15 protein-coding genes are annotated in these 21,795 nt (G+C 49.5%); 5 read left to right on the top strand and 10 right to left on the bottom strand.

Annotated elements, in window-relative coordinates; genetic code table 11:
- Window positions 1-3: 3 nt before the first annotated feature.
- The 5 genes from rfbA to wecA all read right to left on the bottom strand — a co-directional run bounded on the left by rfbA (window position 4) and on the right by wecA (window position 5,993).
- Complete coding sequence (gene rfbA / locus ACIPUG_RS17230; RefSeq protein WP_014914722.1) at window positions 4-879, bottom strand: glucose-1-phosphate thymidylyltransferase RfbA; 876 nt, start codon at window positions 877-879, stop codon at window positions 4-6.
- Between the two features lie 138 nt (window positions 880-1,017).
- Window positions 1,018-3,192: a tyrosine-protein kinase Wzc gene (gene wzc / locus ACIPUG_RS17225; RefSeq protein ID WP_014914721.1), complete on the bottom strand. Its 2,175-nt coding sequence runs from the start codon at window positions 3,190-3,192 to the stop codon at window positions 1,018-1,020.
- A gap of 16 nt (window positions 3,193-3,208) precedes the next feature.
- Window positions 3,209-3,643 carry a protein-tyrosine-phosphatase gene (locus ACIPUG_RS17220; RefSeq protein ID WP_014914720.1) on the bottom strand — a complete coding sequence of 145 codons (435 nt, stop codon included), beginning with the start codon at window positions 3,641-3,643 and terminating at the stop codon, window positions 3,209-3,211.
- Window positions 3,644-3,651: 8 nt separating this feature from the next.
- Window positions 3,652-4,788, bottom strand: a complete 1,137-nt coding sequence (locus tag ACIPUG_RS17215) for a polysaccharide export protein (RefSeq protein ID WP_039468169.1) — start codon at window positions 4,786-4,788, stop codon at window positions 3,652-3,654.
- A 125-nt stretch (window positions 4,789-4,913) separates the two neighbouring features.
- The gene (gene wecA, locus ACIPUG_RS17210; protein WP_039468166.1) at window positions 4,914-5,993 is read right to left on the bottom strand and encodes a UDP-N-acetylglucosamine--undecaprenyl-phosphate N-acetylglucosaminephosphotransferase; all 1,080 of its coding nucleotides are present in this window, start codon (window positions 5,991-5,993) and stop codon (window positions 4,914-4,916) included.
- 750 nt (window positions 5,994-6,743) lie between these two features.
- Between wecA and ACIPUG_RS17205 the strand changes: the two genes are divergently transcribed.
- Entirely contained in the window at window positions 6,744-8,330 is a 1,587-nt protein-coding gene (locus ACIPUG_RS17205; protein ID WP_400339409.1) for a TerC family protein, read from the top strand.
- Between the two features lie 82 nt (window positions 8,331-8,412).
- Here the strand turns inward: ACIPUG_RS17205 and dcuC are convergent, their stop codons facing one another.
- The 5 genes from dcuC to apbC form a co-directional block, all read right to left on the bottom strand.
- A complete protein-coding gene (gene dcuC, locus ACIPUG_RS17200) occupies window positions 8,413-9,765 on the bottom strand; it encodes an anaerobic C4-dicarboxylate transporter DcuC (protein WP_014914716.1) in 1,353 nt (450 codons plus the stop codon).
- A gap of 263 nt (window positions 9,766-10,028) precedes the next feature.
- The gene (gene asmA / locus ACIPUG_RS17195) at window positions 10,029-11,864 is read right to left on the bottom strand and encodes an outer membrane assembly protein AsmA (protein ID WP_400339406.1); all 1,836 of its coding nucleotides are present in this window, start codon (window positions 11,862-11,864) and stop codon (window positions 10,029-10,031) included.
- A 63-nt stretch (window positions 11,865-11,927) separates the two neighbouring features.
- On the bottom strand, window positions 11,928-12,509 hold the full coding sequence (gene dcd, locus ACIPUG_RS17190; protein ID WP_400339403.1) for a dCTP deaminase: 582 nt from the start codon (window positions 12,507-12,509) through the stop codon (window positions 11,928-11,930).
- 107 nt (window positions 12,510-12,616) lie between these two features.
- Window positions 12,617-13,258, bottom strand: coding sequence for a uridine kinase (udk, locus tag ACIPUG_RS17185; RefSeq protein ID WP_010281304.1), 642 nt, complete (start codon window positions 13,256-13,258; stop codon window positions 12,617-12,619).
- Window positions 13,259-13,448: 190 nt separating this feature from the next.
- The gene (gene apbC / locus ACIPUG_RS17180; RefSeq protein ID WP_010281301.1) at window positions 13,449-14,558 is read right to left on the bottom strand and encodes an iron-sulfur cluster carrier protein ApbC; all 1,110 of its coding nucleotides are present in this window, start codon (window positions 14,556-14,558) and stop codon (window positions 13,449-13,451) included.
- A 223-nt stretch (window positions 14,559-14,781) separates the two neighbouring features.
- Between apbC and metG the strand changes: the two genes are divergently transcribed.
- The 4 genes from metG to fdnI all read left to right on the top strand — a co-directional run bounded on the left by metG (window position 14,782) and on the right by fdnI (window position 21,689).
- Entirely contained in the window at window positions 14,782-16,812 is a 2,031-nt protein-coding gene (gene metG / locus ACIPUG_RS17175; RefSeq protein WP_205546207.1) for a methionine--tRNA ligase, read from the top strand.
- Between the two features lie 280 nt (window positions 16,813-17,092).
- Entirely contained in the window at window positions 17,093-20,140 is a 3,048-nt protein-coding gene (fdnG, locus tag ACIPUG_RS17170) for a formate dehydrogenase-N subunit alpha (protein WP_400339400.1), read from the top strand.
- A gap of 12 nt (window positions 20,141-20,152) precedes the next feature.
- Entirely contained in the window at window positions 20,153-21,061 is a 909-nt protein-coding gene (gene fdxH, locus ACIPUG_RS17165; protein WP_014914710.1) for a formate dehydrogenase subunit beta, read from the top strand.
- On the top strand, window positions 21,054-21,689 hold the full coding sequence (fdnI, locus tag ACIPUG_RS17160) for a formate dehydrogenase-N subunit gamma (protein WP_010286863.1): 636 nt from the start codon (window positions 21,054-21,056) through the stop codon (window positions 21,687-21,689). The genes fdxH and fdnI overlap by 8 nt, the downstream gene beginning before the upstream one ends.
- The last annotated feature ends 106 nt before the right edge of the window (window positions 21,690-21,795 follow it).

Raw genomic sequence — 21,795 nt, 5'->3', positions numbered from 1 at the left:
GAATTAATCCCGAAAATCCTTGACGAGTCTCTCTAGATATTGGCCATACTGGTTTTTAATCAGCCTATTTGCTGAATCCAGTAATTGTGAATTAGTTAGCCATCCGTTACGCCAAGCAATTTCTTCCAAACACGCGATCTTCATTCCTTGCCTTTTCTCTACTGTTTCAACAAAAGTAGAGGCTTCGATTAAGCTATCATGTGTACCTGTATCCAACCAGGCAAAACCACGCCCTAGAAATTCCACTTCCAGTTGTCCGCGCTCCAGATACATTTCATTAAGTGTCGTAATCTCCAGCTCGCCTCTTTCGGAGGGTTTTACCTGTTTGGCTAATTCAACAACTTGATTATCATAGAAATATAAACCTGTTACGGCCCAGTTCGATTTGGCTTTTTTAGGTTTTTCCTCGATGGAAAGTACATTCTTATTCTCATCAAATTCAACGACGCCGAACCGCTCCGGATCCATAACTTGATAACCAAATACAGTGGCACCCGTTTTCTTAGCAGCAACGCGTTTTAGCACCGGACTAAATCCTTGTCCGAAAAATATATTATCGCCTAATACCAGGCTGCAGCTATCGCCAGCCAGGAATTCCTCGCCAATAGTAAATGCCTGTGCCAATCCCTCTGGTTTAGGTTGGACAGCATAAGAAAGTCGAATGCCAAAAGCGTCACCGGTGCCCAATAATCGTTGAAATGCACTCAGATCTTCCGGCGTAGTAATTATTAAAATATCCCGGATTCCAGCCAGCATAAGGACAGATAGCGGATAATAGATCATCGGTTTATCATAAATAGGCAGTAGCTGTTTTGAAACGCCTAATGTAATAGGGTAAAGGCGTGTTCCTGAACCACCAGCAAGGATTATACCTTTCACGGTCAACTCCAATAGAAAATCAATTTTGGGTATAAAATCTGATAGAAAATTTACAACAGATGATTTACAGCGAGGTATAAGGAAGACCGGATGCGAACATCCGGTTATCACAAGAAAAATTCAATTCATAGAGAAATATTAGCTATTTTTCTCTGATTTATAATCATACGTATAATAGTGATAATTCCCATAGCCATAATAGCTTGCTGCACGTTTCACGATGGCATTCAGAATGACACCTTTTATTTCTGCACCATTCTGTTCAAAGCGACGAATACTTACCTCAATTTCTTTGAGTGTATTCACTTCAAAACGTGCGACTAAGAGGGATGTCCCTGCATGACGGCTAATAATAGCAGCATCGGTTACAGCGAGTATTGGCGGTGTATCTAATAATACAATATCGTAATGCTCCGCAGCCCACTTAATAAATTCTGGGAACCGATTATGCATTAAAAGTTCAGACGGATTAGGTGGAATTTGTCCGCGAGGAATAAAATCCATATTTTCCACTGCCGTTTTTCGAATACTTTTCTCTACGGCTATCTGCCCAGATAAAATGTCCGATAAACCATCAACACTCTGCGTTCCCATCAGTTCATGGGCATACCCTTTACGCATATCACAGTCAACAATAAGAACGCGTTGGCCAGATTGAGAAATAACGGCACCAAGGTTAGCACTGATAAACGTTTTACCAATTGCTGGGCTAGCACCAGAAATCATCAATACATTGTTCTTCGCCTCCATCATCGCAAAATGCAGGCTAGTACGTAGACTTCTAATCGCCTCAATAGCAAGGTCGGTAGGGTTTCCAATCGCGAGTAATTCAGTAGACCGCGTGTTGCTTTTATTCGAGCGTGTTAATAATACCCGGTCTTTCTTCTGTTGCCATTCAGACAAAGGTACACTTGCATAGACATTTATACCCATTTCTTCAAGCTGTTCAGGGCTTTCAATGCCTTTATGCAGCACCGCTCTGAGCACGACAAATGCCGTTGATATCATACCGCCCAACAACATTGCTAGTAATACAACCAGAACTTTTTTGGGTTTTACCGGGCTTAGCTGAATAGCAGAGGGATCAATTATGCGAACATTACCCACTGTACTTGCTTTATTGATACTAAGTTCCTGCTGTTTATTCAGCAATTGCATGTACACTTCTTGCCCAACATTAACATCTCGCATTAAGCGTAATATTTCCTGCTGGGTTTTTGGCATAGCAGCAACACGCTTATTGATCTTTTCACGCTCATCTTCCAGCGTTTTTCGTTTTTCCATCAATGAACGATAAGTTGGATGCTGTTTAGTATAGAGCTTTGATACTTCTGCTTCTTTAAACGTTAGCTCATTTAACTGTGTTTCAATCGCAACCATCGTATCCAGAACGGCTTTGGCTTCTAGCGATAAATCAACAGACTCATTTTCCTGACGATAGGTGTTTAATTTATCATCAGCATTATCAAGATTTAAACGTACATCCGGAAGTTGCTCTTTAAGAAACTCAAGGCTCTTCCCTGCTTCTTCTGATTTTCTCTCGACGTTTTGCTGTAAATAATTATGGCTAATGCTATTTAATATTTTATTGGTTAGCTCGGGATCTTCGCCTTCAAAGCTGAGAGCTAATACACCTGTATCCTTGCCTTTATCAGCGACTATAAACTTACTTAATATATTATTGATTGCTGTAAGTGAATTTAGTTTCTGAAGACGAAAAACAGTACCAGCCTCTGCTTGAATATCGCTGACCAATAAAGAAATATTATCGTGCTTCGCTATTTGTCCAACTTTACCTTCAAATTTTACTGTATCACCAGCTTCAATTTCATAAGTCTGTGAGTCAAGAATACGTAATTCGATTGCCTCATCTTGCCACGACTTGGGTACTTCCAACCTAGAGACAGCAATTCTTCCAGGTTTCTCATCCATCAAGCGGGCAAAACCTTTACCAAAAATAGGAAAATATTTCTGTTGTACAACAATGCTCAGCGATAAATCATCTACTGTTTTACCGACGACCATCCGTGATTTTATAATTTCGATTTCGGCAGCTGACTCAGGTTTTGAATCAGGTAAAGAGCTAGAGATATCTTTCAATAGCGCGTTACCTGAACCTTGCTCTACCTGAACTAGCGCATCTGCTTTATAAATCGGCGTCGCAAACGTGGCATAAAGAATACCGATAATAGTGAAAACTGCCGTAACACCAATAATTAACCAGCGATTATCCAGCAGTGTTCCCAACAAACGACCTAAATCAATCTCATCCGAATTTGTTTCGGCTGTTTTTACTGAAATTTTCTCTGCCATGGGTTTCCCTGACTTGTTAACGGCTTAATGCTTGTGCCCACTTCTGAGCAGATTGCTCAAGTTGCAAATAGACAAACTCAAAGGCTTCGCGACTTTTACGATAAGGATCAGCAATCTCCTGCTGTTCCGACCAGCGCCCAAATAACATTGTCTTACCACGTACTTCAGGGGCGATACGGCACACGCCATCAATATGTTCTTTTTCCATCACGAGAATAAGATCAAACTGACGACACAAAGTCGACGTTAATTGCTGCGCCTGATGCCCTTCGAGAGAAAGGTTATGTTGGTTTGCTACTTCAGTCGCTGTCGCATCGGCAGGCTTCCCAACTAATGCACCCAGTCCGGCAGAAACGATTTTTTTCTCAGGCAGAGCCTGCTTCAGTAACCGCTCCCCTGTAGGGGAACGGCAAATATTGCCTACACAGACAACCAATATTGAATCAAACATAATTATCTCTATGGCCAAGTACGAACACGCAAACCACCTTCCGTCAATTCATTGAATGCGGAAATAGTTGGGACCAATTGTGATATCAAGCGATTCCAACGAACCAATGGTGCGCTCGTGACATATACAATATCGTAAGGTTGAAGCTGAAACTCCGTCCCCATAACCATAGCTGTGGCATCGGCTGCATTAAGCTGGTAGATATTCGCCATTTTGGGTCCTTGAGTCCCTCTTAATGGGCGAATAACAAATACCCCCGTTGCATCAGCAAGCGTTTGATCCATGCCTTCTGCATTGCCCAATGCCTCGGTCAGCGTCATACCGCTGCGATCCATTTTGAGGGTGCTTTGCTTTTTAACTTCGCCCATGACGAACACTTTCAGGTCATCATTACGGGGAATATAGAGGATATCGCCAGGATAGAGGAGGTGGTTTTGTGAAAGGTCACCGTTTTGCATCAGTGCCTGAAGAGAAATTCGCTGTTCTTTACCATCATGGGTAAGAGTAATATTTCGCCAGTCCGCATTTTCGGTTAGCCCGCCAGCGTTGTTTATCGCATCAAGGACGGTAAGTGGCACGTTGGTAATCGGTTGCTGGCCTGACTGGCTGACCTCACCGGAGACATACGCCTTCTGCGAACGGAAAGCCGCAATACTGACATCAACCTGAGGGGACTCAATATACGTTGCTAAACGCCCCATAATTTCGTCACGCACTTCGCTCACAGTTTTACCAGCAACCTTCACCTTTCCGATATAAGGATAGAAGATTGTGCCATCAGAATGCACCCAGTTACCCGTATCCGCAGCGGTACGATATGTTCCCGCAGGCGTGGTTAATTCAGGGTGATCCCATACTGTAACCATAATAACATCGCCAATACCGATGCGATATTCATAACCTTCCAGCTCGCGTTCCAGCGCAGGATTATTTTGCGCAATCAAAGGCTTAGGCCGCATCTTTTCGATTAGATAAGGCGTCATCGGGTAAACATTGACCAACTTATCAATATTAAAATCAGCGTCTTGCTGCTCGATAGTTTCTTTACCACCAGTGGATAAATGGCTACCGGGGATTAGAGTACAGCCGCTAAGCAGGGCTAGGGACACCACAGCGGGTATCAATTTTAACTTGTGCTTTATCATCCTGTTTATGCCATCGCTTATGATTAAATGTCGCGCAAATCCCTACAAAATAACTCGTTATTATAGAGGACTTTTATTCAAATAAACCCGCAGAGTGGGACGTAAAAAACAGCTAATTCATTGCATTAGCGCCGTTGCTCCATTTTCTCCGCAACAGCAACGTGTCCATGGCTACTACGCCGAAACCACGTCAGTAGACGCCATATTCGGGTAATTGACCAAAAATAGCCAACAAAAATCACCAGAAATGCGCTCAGCATGATAGGTTCCATCACACCACCAAGCTCACCAATAATGCCCACTGCGGCAAGAAACAAAGCCGCCAAAACAATTGCTAGCAAAGATTGTCGAGAGCTCAATCCTGCACGCATCAAAATATGATGTAAATGCTCACGATCGGGTTTAAAGGGGCTATCACCTCTGCGAATACGCCGTACCATGATCGTCACCATATCCATTAAAGGAACAGCGATCAGCCACAATGCCGTTACAGGGCGGATTATGGCCTCTTTGCCCTGCGTTGCCAGCACTAGCAACCAGATAACAGTAAAGCCGATGAGCGTACTTCCGGCATCTCCCATGAATACTTTAAACTTTAGCCCCCACGGAACACCAAGATTCAATAGGATATAAGGCAATGTCGCCGCTAGCAGACATAGGCTCCATTGAGCTAACTCGTGGCGTCCACCAATATAAAAGACGACGGCTAGCGCACCAAACGTAACGCAAGAAAGCGCACCGAGTAAGCCATCAATACCATCAACCATGTTGAAAGCATTAATCGCTCCCCATACCGCAAATAGAGTAACGGTGTACCCAAAGATTCCCAAAAACAACTCATAGCCGAACAGCACATGACCCAGGCTGATAAGGTATAAACCAGAATACATCATCAAACCTGCGACAAGTGCTTGTAAGCCAACGCGAGGGAGAACGGGAAGATCAAAGCGATCATCCAAAACACCTACCACTAATAATGCTGTCGCACACACCATGTAAAGAGAGAAGTCGGGGAGCCATGCAGGATCAAAAATATACATAACCCAGAGGGCCATATAGATAGAAACACCGCCAACAAGTGGAATATGACCACGGTGTCTCTTGCGCTCATTAGGTTTATCCACCAGCCCGACTTTTATTGCTACTTTTCTTGCCAGAAACAACGCAATAAACGCACTCAGGAAAACCACCATGAATTCTTGCATTTTTGCACCATCATCAACCCGTTATGTGAATGTTTTGCATCAGACACGCTACCGCCCTTGGCTTATAGCAACCAATGCGCTGTCAAACAATGTACGGAACACCATCCTGTGGCTACATATCCGGATCCGTAAGCCTTCTGCTTTTATGTAAATACTTCATAGATTCGCTAGCCAACTGACATTGCTAACAAAATATTACTCATCAATATGTTTATTTATAAAAATATAACCAAGTCGACAAAGCCAATTTTTCACCCCAATAGTATTGACGACGAAGCGAAGAGCACAAGGAGAAGATCTTCCAAGACGAGCTTTTCAGAATAAGACTACGCACTTCGCTTTCCCCAATGGGCCAGCAACCGAAAAGCTATCTTTGCAAGAGGCAGTAAACTGCGAACAGAAAATCATAGCAAAAAACCAAGCCTCCCTGTCGTAAAAATCCTGTTAAATCGGCACGCATATTCTATGCGTTGTCTACCAACACTATCAAATACTAACGCGTCCTATCCCGCTCATAATTCTGAAAATCTTGCCTATCGATGCTTTTTCACGCGGTTTTCAGCAACGCATCAACAACACTCAGAAATGACTGACTACTGCGTAAGATCGGGATGAACTATGGGTAAACAGGCTATCTACAGACATATTGGCCTAGTCAAAAACAAAGAATATCCCTGCAAATTCTGGTTCATCTGTGCATGCCCTGATACGCTATCGAGGTTATGTTCCTTTAAAGGTGAAAAAAGAGATATGGAGTGGATCGCTGATCCAACGATATGGGCCGGGTTGACCACGCTGGTTGTCCTGGAACTGGTTCTGGGCATTGATAATCTTATCTTCATTGCCATTCTGGCTGAGAAACTACCAAAAGAACAACGCGATAAAGCCAGAGTCGTCGGTTTGTTACTTGCCCTGATTATGCGCCTGGGTCTGCTGGCGTCCATTTCATGGCTGGTGTCTTTGACTACCCCCCTCTTCACGTTCCTTGGGCACACATTCAGCGCTCGCGATGTCATCATGCTGGTTGGAGGACTGTTTCTACTCTTTAAAGCCACCATGGAACTCAACGAACGTCTCGAAGGAAAAGATGAGGAGCAGCAAACCCAACGTAAAGGTGCACGTTTCTGGCCGGTAGTGGCACAGATCGTGGTACTGGACGCCATATTCTCGCTGGACTCCGTGATTACCGCCGTCGGCATGACCGATCACTTGCTGGTCATGATGTCCGCCGTGACCATCGCTATTTTCCTCATGCTGCTGGCCAGCAAGCCGCTAACCCGTTTTGTCGCTGAACACCCGACCATCGTTATCCTGTGTCTCAGCTTCCTGCTGATGATTGGTTTCAGTCTGGTCGCAGACGCCTTTGGTTATCACATCCCTAAAGGCTACCTCTACGCCGCGATAGGTTTCTCGGTGATGATTGAGATGTTGAATCAGGTCTCCTTGTTCAACCGCCGGCGCTTTCTTTCCTCCTCGGTTCCACTGCGCCAGCGCACCGCGGAAGTGGTCTTGCGTATCTTGCGTGGTAACCATGAAGAAGCTGAACTGGACAATCAAACTTCATCGATGATTGCAGACAACACCCGGGCAGGTCAGGAAGTCTTCAATATTCAGGAACGCCGGATGATAAAGCGGGTATTGGGGCTGGCGCAGCGAACCATCAGCAGCATTATGACGTCGCGGCATGACATCGACTCGGTTGAGCTGGATATTACACAGGATGCGCTCGCTAAACTGTTAACGACCAACCAGCATTCCCGACTGGTGGTAACCGACAGCAATACCTCCGACGAACCGTTGGGTATCGTACATGTTGCCGATTTACTCCAGCAGCAGCTAAACCGCGAGCCGTTCAATCCACGTATTCTGATTCGTCAGCCGCTGGTCTTTCCTGAACAGCTTTCACTGTTACAGGCTTTGGAACAGTTTAGAGAAGCGCGAACGCACTTTGCGTTTGTCGTTGATGAATTTGGTTCGATGGAAGGGATAGTCACATTAAGCGACGTGATGGAAACCATTGCCGGCAACCTGCCGCGCGAAGGGGAAGATCGCGATGCGCGCCATAGCATTCAGCAGAATGACGACGGCAGTTGGACCGTAAATGGCTATATTCCGCTGGAAGACTTAACGATGTATGTTCCGCTGACGCTGGATGAAAAGCGCGAATACTACACGTTGGCGGGGCTGTTGATGGAGCACGCGCAGCGGGTGCCGCAGGTGGGCGATACACTGTCAATCGATAGTTATCAGTTCACTATTCTGGCGGTGGAAAGCCATCGTATCATTGAGGTCCGCATCACACCAAACGACGAACCACAGACTGATTTTGAAGTGTGATAGCGGCGCTGTCGCTATGCTCAACGCCGCATTTATCTCTACAGCCCCTTTCCGTTCGGTAGGGGCTGTTTTCTATGGTCTATCAGGCTGGCACCATAATTTCGGTGGCAACTACCACCACAATCAGCCCAACCAAAACCGGAACCGATGTGCGCTTAACCACCTCGAACGGCGATATTTTTGCCATCCCGGCGACCGCAACGACTACGCCGGATACCGGAGAAATGGTACGGCCCAAGTTGGAAGCCTGAAGCATCGGAATCGCCAGATAGGCAGGATTGATGCCCATTTGCGACGCCAGCTTTGGAATCAGCTCAACAAACGCGTAGAACGGGGCATTGCCCGAGCCCGTTGTCATCGCAGCCAACATCGTTATCGCGACCAGTACCAGCATAATCACCAACCCACCGCTGCCGAATGACTGCGCCAGGCCAATCAGGCCACTGATAAAACCAATCGTGCCAAGCCCCTGAGCAAAGACGCCTGCTGCAACTAACAGGATGACGACGCTAGAGAAGGCATCGGCCATCCCACGGTAAGCCACATCCAGCCCATCAAACACTTTTTGCGCGCTGAACGAACGGACAAATTCCAGTGCTGCGGCCAGCACCATACAGATAACCAGTACAGTGATAATGTGGAGTTCCGGCCCCCATTTGCCATCAAACACCAGTACACCCATGATCGGCGTAAACGGCAGAATGGCGTAAAAACGCGGAGCATCCGTCGTGATCTCGCTGACGTCCAGAATCTCATGGCTGACATTCGCTTTGTTATCCAGATAGCGCTGCCAGAAGAAATGTGCGACGGCCATACACACGATCGCCATGATGGAAATAGGCAGCGTGGCTTTAAAGGCAAAATCCACTAATTTCATCTGTGATGCCTGTGCGGCAAGAACTACGTCGCCTGACGTCGGCGACAGAATCAACGCCACAGGGGAAGCGCAGATTGCAGCAGCGGCACCGCGACTAATGCCAACGTTCACCATGACGGGGAACAACGTTGCCATCAACAGCACACCTAATCCCGTGGCTGATGACACCGCCAACGACATCAGGCAGGCGACAAAATAGGCCGCGATCATCAGTAAATAAGGCGAGTTAATCATTTTCAGCGGGCGGGAAACCAGCTTCACGACGACATCATTAGCACCGATATGCGTCATATAAGCCGCAAATCCACACAGCACCATAATCATCATGCCGAGATCGCCACCGCGGCTCATCAGCAAAATTTTTACGTATTCAACAATATCCGTTGCACTCCAGCCTGTCGCCTTCGCGCTGGCTGGTAATACGTTTTTCCCCAGCATGGCACTGATTGCCAAAAGTAAGAGGCCTCCCACCAGCAACACGCCAGTCGCGGAGTATCCTTTTATAATGTAACGACCAACCAGAATCGTTACAGCAACACCAATCAAAAGTTCGAGCATAGTGGGTTTCGATACCTGAATAATAAATTATCTAACAGAAATTCCCCGGCAGCGGAGTAGCGCCGCACCGAAAACAGGGAGCGAAGTTTACTGCTTTAGAAAATAAAAAAAGAGAAAAATATTAATATGCGGCGTTAAAAAAGAGACACCGGGCACATAGCCAGTCTGGGGGAGGATGACAAACTGAGGGAAAACGTTAGCGAGAAGCTGCCAGTTTACTGACAGGAATCAGCAAACCGGCTAAAAGCGGAGTATTTAAAAAATTAAAGACGATCGAGGAGTTGCTTCAGATCCTTGCCCTTCTGGCTTTGCTGATTTTGGCTGGCCCAATCATTCAGGCGTTTTTTCAATTCGTCCTGCAGGCGTTTACGCAGCAGTTGATCCACCTGTAATTGGTAATTCAATTTATCCCACTCGCCATAAATGCGTAGCGGGATCGCCGTGTTTTTCAACACGCTGACTAGCTGCTCATCCCCCTGCCACCCTTGCGTGATAGAGACATTCAAGTTGACGTCACACGTCTGGGCTGGCAAATCGAATTGGCCGGCACCCGTTAGCGACAGCAGCTCTGAACGGCCATTGAGATCGGTAAGGCGTAACTTACCCGCGTTCAGTTGTACTTTCCCGGTCAGCTGCTGCAATTCGGTATAGCGCTCGTAGCGCTCTTGTCCTCGGACATTCCCATTGCTACGCGCAATGGCCATCTGCACCATTTGCTGGATATTCAAACCCTGTAGACGAACGTTATTGCCTTGCAGCGTCGCTGTCCCCTGCCACTGCTGGAGCAATGCAGGTAGCGCAAAGCTATTGCCGCTGAACTGCCCCACCATCGACAATTTCCCACTGACCGTCTCAGCGGGCAGCGCAAATGCGGACATCAACTGGGATAACTCAACATCCTTGAGGTCTGGCCGTAGCGTGATGTTGGTCGATGGCTTCGTCACAACTTTACCGGGCAATGAGAAATGCCCACCACCTAATTCACCGCTCAAGGTCGTCACATCCAGCAGCCCCGGTTGATTGTCTGCCCGTAGCGTAAATTGACGGACATCGAGCCCACGATAGATCAGCGCCGCGGCCTGTAATGACAGACGCGCGGTGAATGTCTGTAAGCCGTCTTCTGGCTTGGCTAACCCGCTTTCATTTGAAATCACAGGGGCTGATGATTTAGCCGGCACGACAGCGGCATTGTTATCTTTTACCGACGCAATCCCCAGCAGGGAATCCAAATCCAGCTTCTCAGACAACAGATCTAATTCGTAATGAGGGATATCCCCCAGCGTAACGCTACCAGCACCAGACAGTTGGCTATTATTGGTATTAAGTGAAAGCTGGCTAAACGTGATTTTTTCAGGCTGATGTTGATAACTTGCCTGAACACTCCCCGTTCCGCTGATACCGTTTGCTGGTATTCCTGCTCCCTGAAGCTGGTAATCTAGCTTGGTAATATTGGCATTGACCTGCTGGGGGAAATGCAGCAAATCGACATCTGCGGCAAGAGAGAAGGCAATATCGCGCTGATCGCGATTGATACGGCTTGATAATTCGATGCTGACCTGACGGTCGCTGTTCTGCTCCATCGCAAGATTAATGTCACGCACGTTAATCTGCTCATTATTGCTGCGCTGCAGAATCAACAGGCTATCGGCGACTTTGATCTTATCAATATCCAGCCGCCAGTGCCGTTCCTCAGATGGGGTCTGCGATCCTGCTGGGGCAATAGGCGCATTGGTAGATTGTTTGGCTTCACTTTCCGGCGTCAGGCGAATAATGGCACCTTTCAGCATCACCTGCTTGACTGCTAGCTTGTGCGACAGCAGCGGCCACAGCTGCACATCAAGACGCATGTTCTCGGCGCTGACAATCGGCGCACTGGATCCCGGCGCACTCAACGACATCCCGCCTGATAATATGCTCAGTTGCGGCCACACATGCCAACGCAGATCGCCATCCAGTTGAAGGCGATAGCCGCTACGTTCCTCAACTTGCTTCACCATGTAGGCGCGGAAGTCATTGGGATTAACCAGTACGACCAAGGCCGTCATTCCTGCCACAACCACCACAAGCAGAATTGCCAGCGTCGTCAGAAATCTTCTCATGCCATCCTCATTGCGAAACGCACGGCCACCTGCTTTTTACCTTACAGGCCTGTCGCCAGACGCTTAGTCTTTATCGATCCGGCTCGCTACCGCACCCTGTTGGTCTTTATATTTGGCATCCTGACGGCGGTTGTAAGGACGAGCAGCCGGCCCGGAAAGCGGTTCAAAACTCAGAGCGCCAATCATCATGCCGGGACGTAACGCCAACGGCAACTTACCTGAATTATAGAACTCCAGCACAATTCTTCCTTGCCAACCTGGATCGATGCGGTGTGCAGTGACGTGAACCATCAATCCCAGACGGGCCAGCGAAGAGCGACCATCCAGCCAGCCAACCAAATTATCCGGCAGCGTGACGGATTCAAACGTCACTGCCAGCGCTAATTCTCCCGGGTGCAGGAAAAATGCCTCATCTTCCGGCAAATTGATTTCATCACTCATGACGCGATCCAGCGCCGCACTGACTTCATCTTTCGGGCCACTTAAGTCAATGAAGGCCGCGGTGTGTCCGCGGAAGACGCGAAACTGGTTTCCCAAACGAACATCAACGGTCGCACCACTGATCCTCTCAATAGGCGGACGGGGTGTAATCACCAGTCGGCCATCATCCAGCCAGGCTTCAATGTCACGGTCACACAGTCTCATCTTATTCTCCATTCGACGCCGGTATCTATCAGATAAACCTCATCTACCCGTCATACTTCACATGATCTCCACGTTAGTGATGCAACGCGGATTATCTAGGGTATCGACTACTCAAAAAACTGGCTTATCTTGGCTTTCAAAATATCAATCGCAATACGGTTTTTCCCGCCGCGCGGCACAATAATGTCGGCATACTGCTTAGAGGGCTCAATAAATTGCAGGAACATCGGGCGCACGGTCTTCTGATACTGTTCCATCACGGAATCCATTGAACGCCCGCGCTCATTAACGTCGCGGCGCATACGGCGCAGCAGGCAAATATCCAGCGGTGTATCGACAAAAATAGAGAAATTCATCTCACTGCGCAGGCGCGCATCCGTCAGCAGCAGGATACCTTCCAGAATAATGACCTTTTTCAGCTCGATATGCACGGTTTCCTGCTTGCGGGTGTGCTCGACATAGCTGTACTGCGGGACTTCGATCGCCTGACCGGCTTTCAACATCTGCAAATGCTTGAGCAGCAGACTATGATCCATCGAGCTCGGGTGGTCATAGTTAGTTTTTACCCGCTCTTCCATCGTCAGGTGGCTTTGATCTTTATAATAACTGTCTTCAGATATCACCCCGATATGCTGATCACCAACCTGATCGCGCAATTCTCGATACAAGGTGCTGGAAATAAGACTTTTACCCGAAGCGGATGCTCCTGAGATCCCGATGATGACGCACTGGTGAGACTGATCAGTCATGGTATTAACGACCTGATTAACATAAATAAAAGAGAGGGGAATGCGCCAACGGGCGCTTTGACGCGGCAATTATAGGGAGTTACCCCCCTTCACGCCACCCTTTCCGCGTATTGCGCCCGAGGGAAATCGCATGCTGGCGCAGGATCAAGCCGGGGCAGATCCCCCGGCTGATTACCCTCTGGCGGAAGCGTTACAGCGCCCGGAAAGAAATTTCGCCGGGAATTGTGTCACCCTGCCAGTAAAGCTGAGCGGCAACCTGCCCCGCCAGTTCGCGGTACAGAGAAGTAAACTCGCTGTCCGGCTGGCTGACTACCGTCGGCTCACCGCGGTCGAGGTCTTCACGCAGAGAGATATGCAGTGGAAGCTGACCTAACAGAGAACAGTGATATTTTTCCGCCAGCTTCTGCGCACCGCCCGTGCCGAAGATCGGCTCCAGATGACCGCAGTTGCTACAGATATGTACGCTCATATTCTCAACGATGCCCAGTACCGGCACACTGACTTTTTCAAACATCGCGATGCCCTTCATGGCATCCATCAGTGCGATATCCTGTGGCGTCGTCACCACGACCGCACCCGTGACAGGAATACTCTGCGCCAGCGTCAGTTGAATATCACCCGTACCCGGCGGCATATCTAATACCAGATAGTCCAGATCCGGCCAGAGTGTATCCTGCAGCAGTTGCAATAACGCTTTGCTGGCCATCGGCCCACGCCACACCATGGCGTTATCATCCGTCACCAGATAACCAATCGAGTTGGTTGCCAGGCCGTGCGCGATAATCGGTGCCATATGTTGACCGTCTGGCGAGGTTGGGCGCTCACTGGCCGAGCCCAGCATAGTCGGAATGGAAGGACCGTAGATGTCAGCATCCAGAATGCCCACATTCGCGCCTTCAGCCGCCAGCGCCAGCGCCATGTTGACCGCCGTGCTGGATTTGCCGACCCCACCTTTGCCGGAACTGACGGCAATGATATTTTTCACGCCCTTCACGCCGGCCTGATCGTTAACCCGGCGCAGAGTCGCGATATCGTGCGTTAAACGCCACTCGACCGCCTTTGCGCCTGATAAACGTAATAGCTCATCGCTAACCGTTTCTTTTAATACTGCCAAACCGCTCAGCCAGACAAACGGCATCGTCAGGTCGATATGCAACACGTTGTCCAGCAGCGCACAATGGCGCAGTGCATTCAGTGTCGTCAGGTTATTTTTCAGTGTCGGGTGCTGAAAAGTAGATAAAACCCCGGTGACCATCGCACGTAGTGCTTCAGGGCGTTGTTCGGGGACTGTCGCGTTCATTCCGGCTCCTTGAAATTCTCATATTTGACCGTTGAGACCGTATATAGCATACCAGAGCGAGGGGAGCCTGACGCCCTTCGGCATCAAAAACGTGGAAACGCTACGCAAATAAAAATATGCCATGGGGTTTCCTGCCGTTTTTACTCACGCCAGCGGTTTACGCAGCAAGGCGCTATCGGTTAACATCGATCTCCCTCTATTCACAAAAGAAAGCAAGTTCCTCATGACTCAAGTCGCAAAGAAAATCCTGGTAACGTGCGCGCTGCCTTACGCTAATGGTTCAATCCACCTCGGTCATATGCTTGAACACGTTCAGGCCGATATTTGGGTTCGTTACCAGCGAATGCGCGGCAACCAGGTTCACTTTATCTGTGCGGACGACGCTCACGGCACGCCAATCATGCTGAAAGCACAGCAGATGGGGATTGCGCCGGAACAGATGATTGCGGCAATGAGTCAGGAGCATCAGCAGGACTTTGCCGGTTTCAATATCAGCTATGACAACTACCACTCTACGCACAGCGAAGAGAACCGCGAGCTGTCAGGTCTGATTTATGGTCGGCTGAAAGAGAACGGCTTTATTAAAAATCGCACCATTTCTCAGCTGTACGATCCAGAGAAAGGCATGTTCCTGCCGGATCGTTTCGTCAAAGGCACCTGCCCGAAATGTAAGGCAGCCGACCAATACGGCGATAACTGCGAAGTCTGCGGTGCGACCTACAGCCCAACAGAGCTGATCGAACCCAAATCAGTGGTGTCTGGTGCCACGCCAGAGATGCGTGAAACAGAACACTTCTTCTTCGATCTGCCTGCGTTCAGCGAGATGCTGCAAGCCTGGACGCGTTCCGGCGCATTGCAGGAGCAAGTCGCTAACAAGATGCAGGAGTGGTTCGATTCTGGCCTGCAACAGTGGGACATCACCCGCGACGCACCGTATTTCGGTTTTGAAATCCCCGATGCACCGGGCAAGTATTTTTACGTCTGGCTGGATGCGCCAATTGGCTACATGGGGTCGTTCAAGAACCTGTGCGACAAACGTGGCGATCTGAATTTCGATGATTTCTGGAAGAAAGACTCCGACGCAGATTTGTATCACTTCATCGGTAAAGACATCGTTTATTTCCACAGCCTGTTCTGGCCTGCCATGCTCGAAGGCAGCGGTTTCCGTAAACCGACAAACCTGTTCGTACATGGTTATGTCACGGTCAACGGCGCCAAGATGTCTAAATCACGCGGCACCTTCATCAAAGCGGGCACGTATCTGCAACATTTGGATGCCGATTGCCTGCGTTATTACTACGCGGCAAAACTATCTTCTCGCATTGATGACATCGATCTTAATCTGGAAGATTTCGTTCAGCGCGTAAATGCTGACATCGTTAACAAAGTCGTGAATCTGGCATCACGTAATGCCGGTTTCATCAGCAAGCGCTTTGACGGCAAGCTGGCGGACAAGTTGGCTGACGCCGAGCTGTACAAAACCTTCACCGATGCCGCCACCAGCATTGCCGAAGCCTATAACAACCGTGAATCCGGGCGTGCCATTCGTGAGATCATGGCGTTGGCGGATATCGCTAACCGCTACGTTGACGAACAGGCACCGTGGGTTGTGGCGAAAGCAGAAGGTCGGGATGAAGATCTGCAAGCCATATGCTCAATGGGCATCAACCTGTTCCGCGTACTGATGACATACCTGAAACCGGTCCTGCCTTCTCTGGCACAACGAACAGAAGCGTTTTTGAACACGGAACTGAGCTGGGATGCGATTGCCACGCCGCTGCTGAGCCATCAGGTTAGCCCATTCAAAGCGCTGTTCAACCGCATCGATCTGGATAAAGTTAACGCAATGGTTGACGCGTCGAAAGAAGACATGGTCGCCGCACAAAAAGTCGTCTCCGGTCCGCTGGCAGACAACCCGGTGCAGGACACCATTAACTTTGACGATTTTGCCAAAGTCGATATGCGTATCGCACTGATTAAGCAGGCTGAACTGGTTGACGGTTCTGACAAGCTTTTACGTCTGACGCTGGATCTGGGCGGCGAAACCCGTCAGGTCTTCTCCGGCATTCGTGAGGCTTATCCCGACCCGGCTAAGCTGGAAGGCCGTTTAACTGTGATGGTCGCCAATCTGGCACCGCGTAAAATGCGCTTCGGCATATCAGAAGGTATGGTGATGGCAGCCGGTCCCGGCGGGAAAGATATCTTCCTGCTGAGCCCAGACAGCGGCGCTCAGCCTGGGATGCAGGTCAAATAACCACCACATCAAGCCGGATTTTTTATCCGGCTTTTTTTGCAACAATTCCTCCACAAACTCCCGCTTATTCTCCTTTGACCGACTCGTCACGCCACATTATTTGTAACCATGAAATAACAAATTCGTTATGCATTACAATATATAACGAATAAAAAATATACCTCTTTATAGGTGTTATGGGGGTTTAAATACTTAAATTTTGATTTTGCGCAAAGCCCACAATTTATGTGTTGTTAAATTGCTCGCAACAAAAATGACACATAATTACACAGGGAAACTAATGCAACTGAATAGAAGAGGTTTCTTTAAAGTTTGCGCGGGGGGGATGGCTGGAACCACTCTCGCGGTATTGGGCTTTACACCCACGGAAGCAATGGCATCAGTACGTCAATATAAGCTGTTACGAGCGAAAGAGACGCGTAACAACTGCACCTACTGTTCAGTGGGTTGTGGTGTGCTCATGTATAGCCTGGGCGATGGCGCTAAAAACGCGAAGCCTTCCGTTTTTCATATCGAAGGTGATGCGGATCACCCAGTCAGCCGCGGCTCCCTTTGCCCGAAAGGTGCAGGTCTGGTTGACTATATCCACAGTGAAAACCGCCTGCTCTACCCTGAATACCGCGCGCCGGGCTCAGACAAATGGCAACGAATCAGCTGGGATGACGCGATTGAACGCATCGCACGCCTGATGAAAGCTGACCGTGATGCCAACTTCGAACGCACCAACGCCAAAGGCGAAACCGTCAACCGCTGGCTGACTACCGGTATGCTGTGCTCTTCTGCTGCCAGCAACGAAACCGGTATTCTCGACCAGAAATTTGCCCGTGCACTCGGCATGGTTGCTATCGACTGTCAGGCACGTTTGTGCCACGGACCAACCGTTGCTGCACTGGCACCGACATTCGGCCGTGGCGCGATGACTAACAACTGGGTTGATATCAAAAACGCCAATGTCATCATCGTCATGGGCGGAAACCCAGCAGAAGCGCACCCAGTCGGTTTCAAATGGGCCGTTGAAGCGAAAACGCACAACAATGCGAAGCTGATTGTGGTCGATCCGCGTTTTAACCGCTCCGCTGCCGTTGCCGATCTCTACGCGCCGATTCGCGCAGGCTCAGATGCCGCCTTCCTGTTAGGTATCGTTAACTACCTTATTACGAACGATAAAATTCATCGCGAATACGTGGTGTCTTACACCAATGCCAGCCTGATCGTACGTGATGACTTTAGCTTCGACGAAGGCTTGTTCAGCGGCTATGACGAACAAAAACGTCAATATGACAAATCCAGCTGGCAGTATGAGTTAGATGAGTCCGGTTTCGCCAAACGCGACAACACGCTGTCCCATCCGCGCTGCGTCTGGAACCTGCTGAAAAAGCACGTCTCCCGCTATACGCTGGAAATGGTGACATCGCTGTGCGGTACCTCAGCCAAAGATTATGAAGAGATTTGCCGAACACTGGCTGAAACCTGTGTACCGAATAAAACCGCAACCTTTATGTATGCACTGGGTTGGACGCACCACACCAACGGCGCGCAAATTATCCGCTCCGCTGGCATGATCCAGCTTCTGTTGGGGAATATTGGTATGGCAGGCGGCGGCATCAACGCCCTGCGCGGCCACTCCAACATTCAGGGATATACCGATCTGGGTCTGCTGTCGCTAAATCTGCCGGGCTATATGCCACTGCCGTCAGAAAAACAGCCGGATCTGAATACCTATCTGGGCCAAATCACGCCAACTGCCGCGTTGCCCGATCAGGTTAACTATTGGAAAAACACGCCAAAATTCTTTATCAGCATGATGAAGAGCTTCTACGGCGACCACGCGCAGGCCGCGAATAACTGGGGTTATGACTGGCTACCGAAGTGGGATCGTAGCTACGACGTCATGGTGCAAACCGAGCTGATGGTGGAAGGCAAAATGAACGGCTACATCGTTCAGGGCTTTAACCCCGTTGCGGCGTTCTCCAACAAGAACAAAGCGACCGAAGCGCTCTCCAAACTCAAGTATATGGTCATCATCGATCCGCTGATCACGGAAACGTCCACGTTCTGGCAGAACTATGGCGAATTCAATGACGTGGATACGAAGTCCATTCAGACTGAAGTCTTCCGTCTGCCGTCTTCCTGCTTTGCCGAAGAGAATGGCTCTATCGCCAACTCCGGTCGCTGGTTGCAATGGCACTGGGCGGCGGCTGAGCCACCAGGAGAAGCCCGTCACGACGGTAAAATCCTCGGTAAGCTGCTGATGCGCCTGCGTGAGCTGTATAACGAAGAAGGCGGTACTTACCCGGATCCGTTGATGAACATCAACTGGAACTACAAAGACCCGGAAGATCCGCATCCGGAAGAGATCGCCCGCGAAGCCAACGGCATGGCGCTGGCTGATATCTACGACGACAGCGGCAAACTGATCCTGAAAAAAGGCCAGCAGATCGCCGATTTCTCACAGCTGCGTGATGACGGCACCACGTCCAGTTTCTGCTGGATTTACGCCGGGAGTTGGACAGAAGCCGGTAACCAGATGGATAGACGCGACAACGCCGATGCCGGTCTGGGCTGTACGCCGAACTGGTCATGGTGCTGGCCGCAAAACCGCCGCATTCTCTACAACCGCGCCTCTGCCGACCTGCAAGGGAAACCGTGGGACAGCAAGCGTAAATTGCTGGAATGGACCGGTCAGAAGTGGCAAGGCATTGATGTGCCTGACTTCGCCGCAACCGTACCACCAGGCAAAGACACCGGGCCGTTCATCATGCTGCCGGAAGGTCTGGCACGTTTGTTCTCCGTGGACAAACTGGTAGACGGGCCGTTCCCTGAACACTACGAGCCGATCGAATCACCTATTGGCACCAACCCGCTGCATCCGTCGGTGATTTCCAGCCCGGTTGCGCGTTTGTTTGCGCGTGATGCGAAAACCATGGGCACCGCGAAGGACTTCCCTTATGTGGCGACCACGTACTCGATTACCGAATTGTTCCGTCACTGGACAAAACACGCACGTCTGAACGCAATTGTGCAGCCGGAACAGTTTGTTGAGATCGGTGAAAATCTGGCGAAGAGCAAAGGCATTAAAGCGGGCGATGAAGTCAAAGTCTCCTGCCAGCGTGGCTACATCAAAGCCAAAGCGGTGGTAACGAAGCGTATCAAAACGCTGCAAATTGCCGGACGCAGCGTGGAAACCGTTGGTATTCCCTGCCACTGGGGCTTTGAGGGAACCACGCGTAAAGGGTTCCTGGCTAACACACTCACCCCGAGCGTCGGCGACGCTAATTCACAAACGCCTGAGTACAAAGCGTTTTTGGTTAATGTAGAGAAGGCGTAAGGGTAGCCAATTATGTCAATGCAATCACAAGATATTATTAAACGTTCGGCCACCAACGGCTTTACACCGCCTCCGCATGTGCGTGATGACAAAAGCGAAGTGGCAAAACTGATCGATGTCACCACCTGTATCGGCTGTAAAGGCTGTCAGGTGGCCTGTTCAGAGTGGAACGATATTCGTGACGAAGTCGGCCATAACTTTGGCGTTTATGATAACCCAGCGGATTTGAGTGCCAAATCCTGGACGCTGATGCGCTTTTCCGAAGTGGAAGAGAACGATCGTCTGGAATGGTTGATCCGTAAAGATGGCTGCATGCACTGTAGCGATCCGGGCTGTCTGAAAGCCTGTCCTTCCGCTGGTGCAGTTATCCAGTATGCCAACGGTATCGTCGATTTTCAGTCCGAACACTGTATCGGCTGCGGCTATTGTATCGCCGGCTGCCCATTCAATATTCCGCGTCTGAATAAAGAAGATAACCGCGTCTATAAATGTACGCTGTGCGTCGACAGAGTCAGCGTTGGGCAAGAGCCTGCCTGCGTGAAAACCTGTCCGACGGGTGCCATTCGTTTCGGTACGAAAGAAGAGATGAAGCATCTGGCAGAAGAACGCATCGCCGATCTGAAAAGCCGTGGTTATGCGAACGCAGGCCTCTACGATCCGCAGGGCGTGGGCGGTACGCACGTGATGTATGTTCTGCACCATGCAGACAGGCCGTCGCTCTACAACAATCTGCCGGATGATCCGCAGATTTCTACGCCGGTCAACCTGTGGAAGGGCATTCTGAAGCCACTATCTGCGTTAGGGTTTGTCGCCACGTTCGCTGGGTTAATGTTCCACTACATCGGTGTGGGTCCGAACACAGAAGAAATGGATCATGACCACGAGGGAGAAGATAAAGAAGGGGGAGACAAACATGAGTAAATCAAAAATGATTTTGCGCACCAAGTTTATCGATCGCATCTGTCACTGGATTGTGGTGATTAGCTTTTTTCTGGTCGCGCTCTCAGGTATTGCTTTGTTTTTCCCGACCCTGCAATGGCTGACACAGACGTTTGGTACGCCACAGATGGGACGCATTCTGCATCCGTTTTTTGGCGTGCTGATTGTCATCTGCCTGATCCCGATGTTCTTCCGCTTTGTTGGTCATAACATTCCGAAGAAGCGTGACTTGCCGTGGTTCCTCAACATTATTGAAGTGTTGAAGGGCAATGAGCATGAAGTCTCTGAAGTGGGTAAATATAACCCAGGCCAGAAAATGATGTTCTGGAGCATCATGGGGCTGACGCTGGTACTGCTGATCACTGGGGTAATCATGTGGCGCCCTTACTTTGCTCACCTGTTCCCGATTGATGTCGTGCGCTACGCCATTCTGATTCATGCTGTTGCGGCTATCGTCCTCATCCATGCCATCCTGATCCATATGTACATGGCGTTCTGGGTCAAAGGGTCGATCAAAGGCATGATCGAAGGAAAGGTCTCCAAGCGCTGGGCGCGTAAACACCACCCACGCTGGGCGCGTGAAATGGAAGAGAAAGAAACGAAGAAATAATTCAGGTTCTTTTCATTTCATCACCGCCTCAAATGCCCGCCTCGCGCTGAGGGATCCCCACAAATCAGCGCTAATAAACCAACACCATATTTCGGTAGGTTTTGGC

Source organism: Pectobacterium sp. CHL-2024 (assembly GCF_044751765.1).
GTDB classification, from domain to species: domain Bacteria; phylum Pseudomonadota; class Gammaproteobacteria; order Enterobacterales; family Enterobacteriaceae; genus Pectobacterium; species Pectobacterium brasiliense.
Note: the sequence above shows the minus strand (reverse complement) of the source record. Positions and strands in the feature narration are given on the sequence as shown.

Excerpts from the sequence above, each read along its gene's own strand:
- wzc (WP_014914721.1), bottom strand. The coding sequence starts at position 3,192 with ATGGCAGAGAAAATTTCAGTAAAAACAGCCGAAACAAATTCGGATGAG.
- ACIPUG_RS17220 (WP_014914720.1), bottom strand. The coding sequence starts at position 3,643 with ATGTTTGATTCAATATTGGTTGTCTGTGTAGGCAATATTTGCCGTTCC.
- ACIPUG_RS17215 (WP_039468169.1), bottom strand. The coding sequence starts at position 4,788 with ATGATAAAGCACAAGTTAAAATTGATACCCGCTGTGGTGTCCCTAGCC.
- wecA (WP_039468166.1), bottom strand. The coding sequence starts at position 5,993 with ATGCAAGAATTCATGGTGGTTTTCCTGAGTGCGTTTATTGCGTTGTTT.
- ACIPUG_RS17205 (WP_400339409.1), top strand. The coding sequence starts at position 6,744 with ATGGAGTGGATCGCTGATCCAACGATATGGGCCGGGTTGACCACGCTG.
- dcuC (WP_014914716.1), bottom strand. The coding sequence starts at position 9,765 with ATGCTCGAACTTTTGATTGGTGTTGCTGTAACGATTCTGGTTGGTCGT.
- asmA (WP_400339406.1), bottom strand. The coding sequence starts at position 11,864 with ATGAGAAGATTTCTGACGACGCTGGCAATTCTGCTTGTGGTGGTTGTG.
- dcd (WP_400339403.1), bottom strand. The coding sequence starts at position 12,509 with ATGAGACTGTGTGACCGTGACATTGAAGCCTGGCTGGATGATGGCCGA.
- udk (WP_010281304.1), bottom strand. The coding sequence starts at position 13,258 with ATGACTGATCAGTCTCACCAGTGCGTCATCATCGGGATCTCAGGAGCA.
- apbC (WP_010281301.1), bottom strand. The coding sequence starts at position 14,558 with ATGAACGCGACAGTCCCCGAACAACGCCCTGAAGCACTACGTGCGATG.
- metG (WP_205546207.1), top strand. The coding sequence starts at position 14,782 with ATGACTCAAGTCGCAAAGAAAATCCTGGTAACGTGCGCGCTGCCTTAC.
- fdnG (WP_400339400.1), top strand. The coding sequence starts at position 17,093 with ATGCAACTGAATAGAAGAGGTTTCTTTAAAGTTTGCGCGGGGGGGATG.
- fdxH (WP_014914710.1), top strand. The coding sequence starts at position 20,153 with ATGTCAATGCAATCACAAGATATTATTAAACGTTCGGCCACCAACGGC.
- fdnI (WP_010286863.1), top strand. The coding sequence starts at position 21,054 with ATGAGTAAATCAAAAATGATTTTGCGCACCAAGTTTATCGATCGCATC.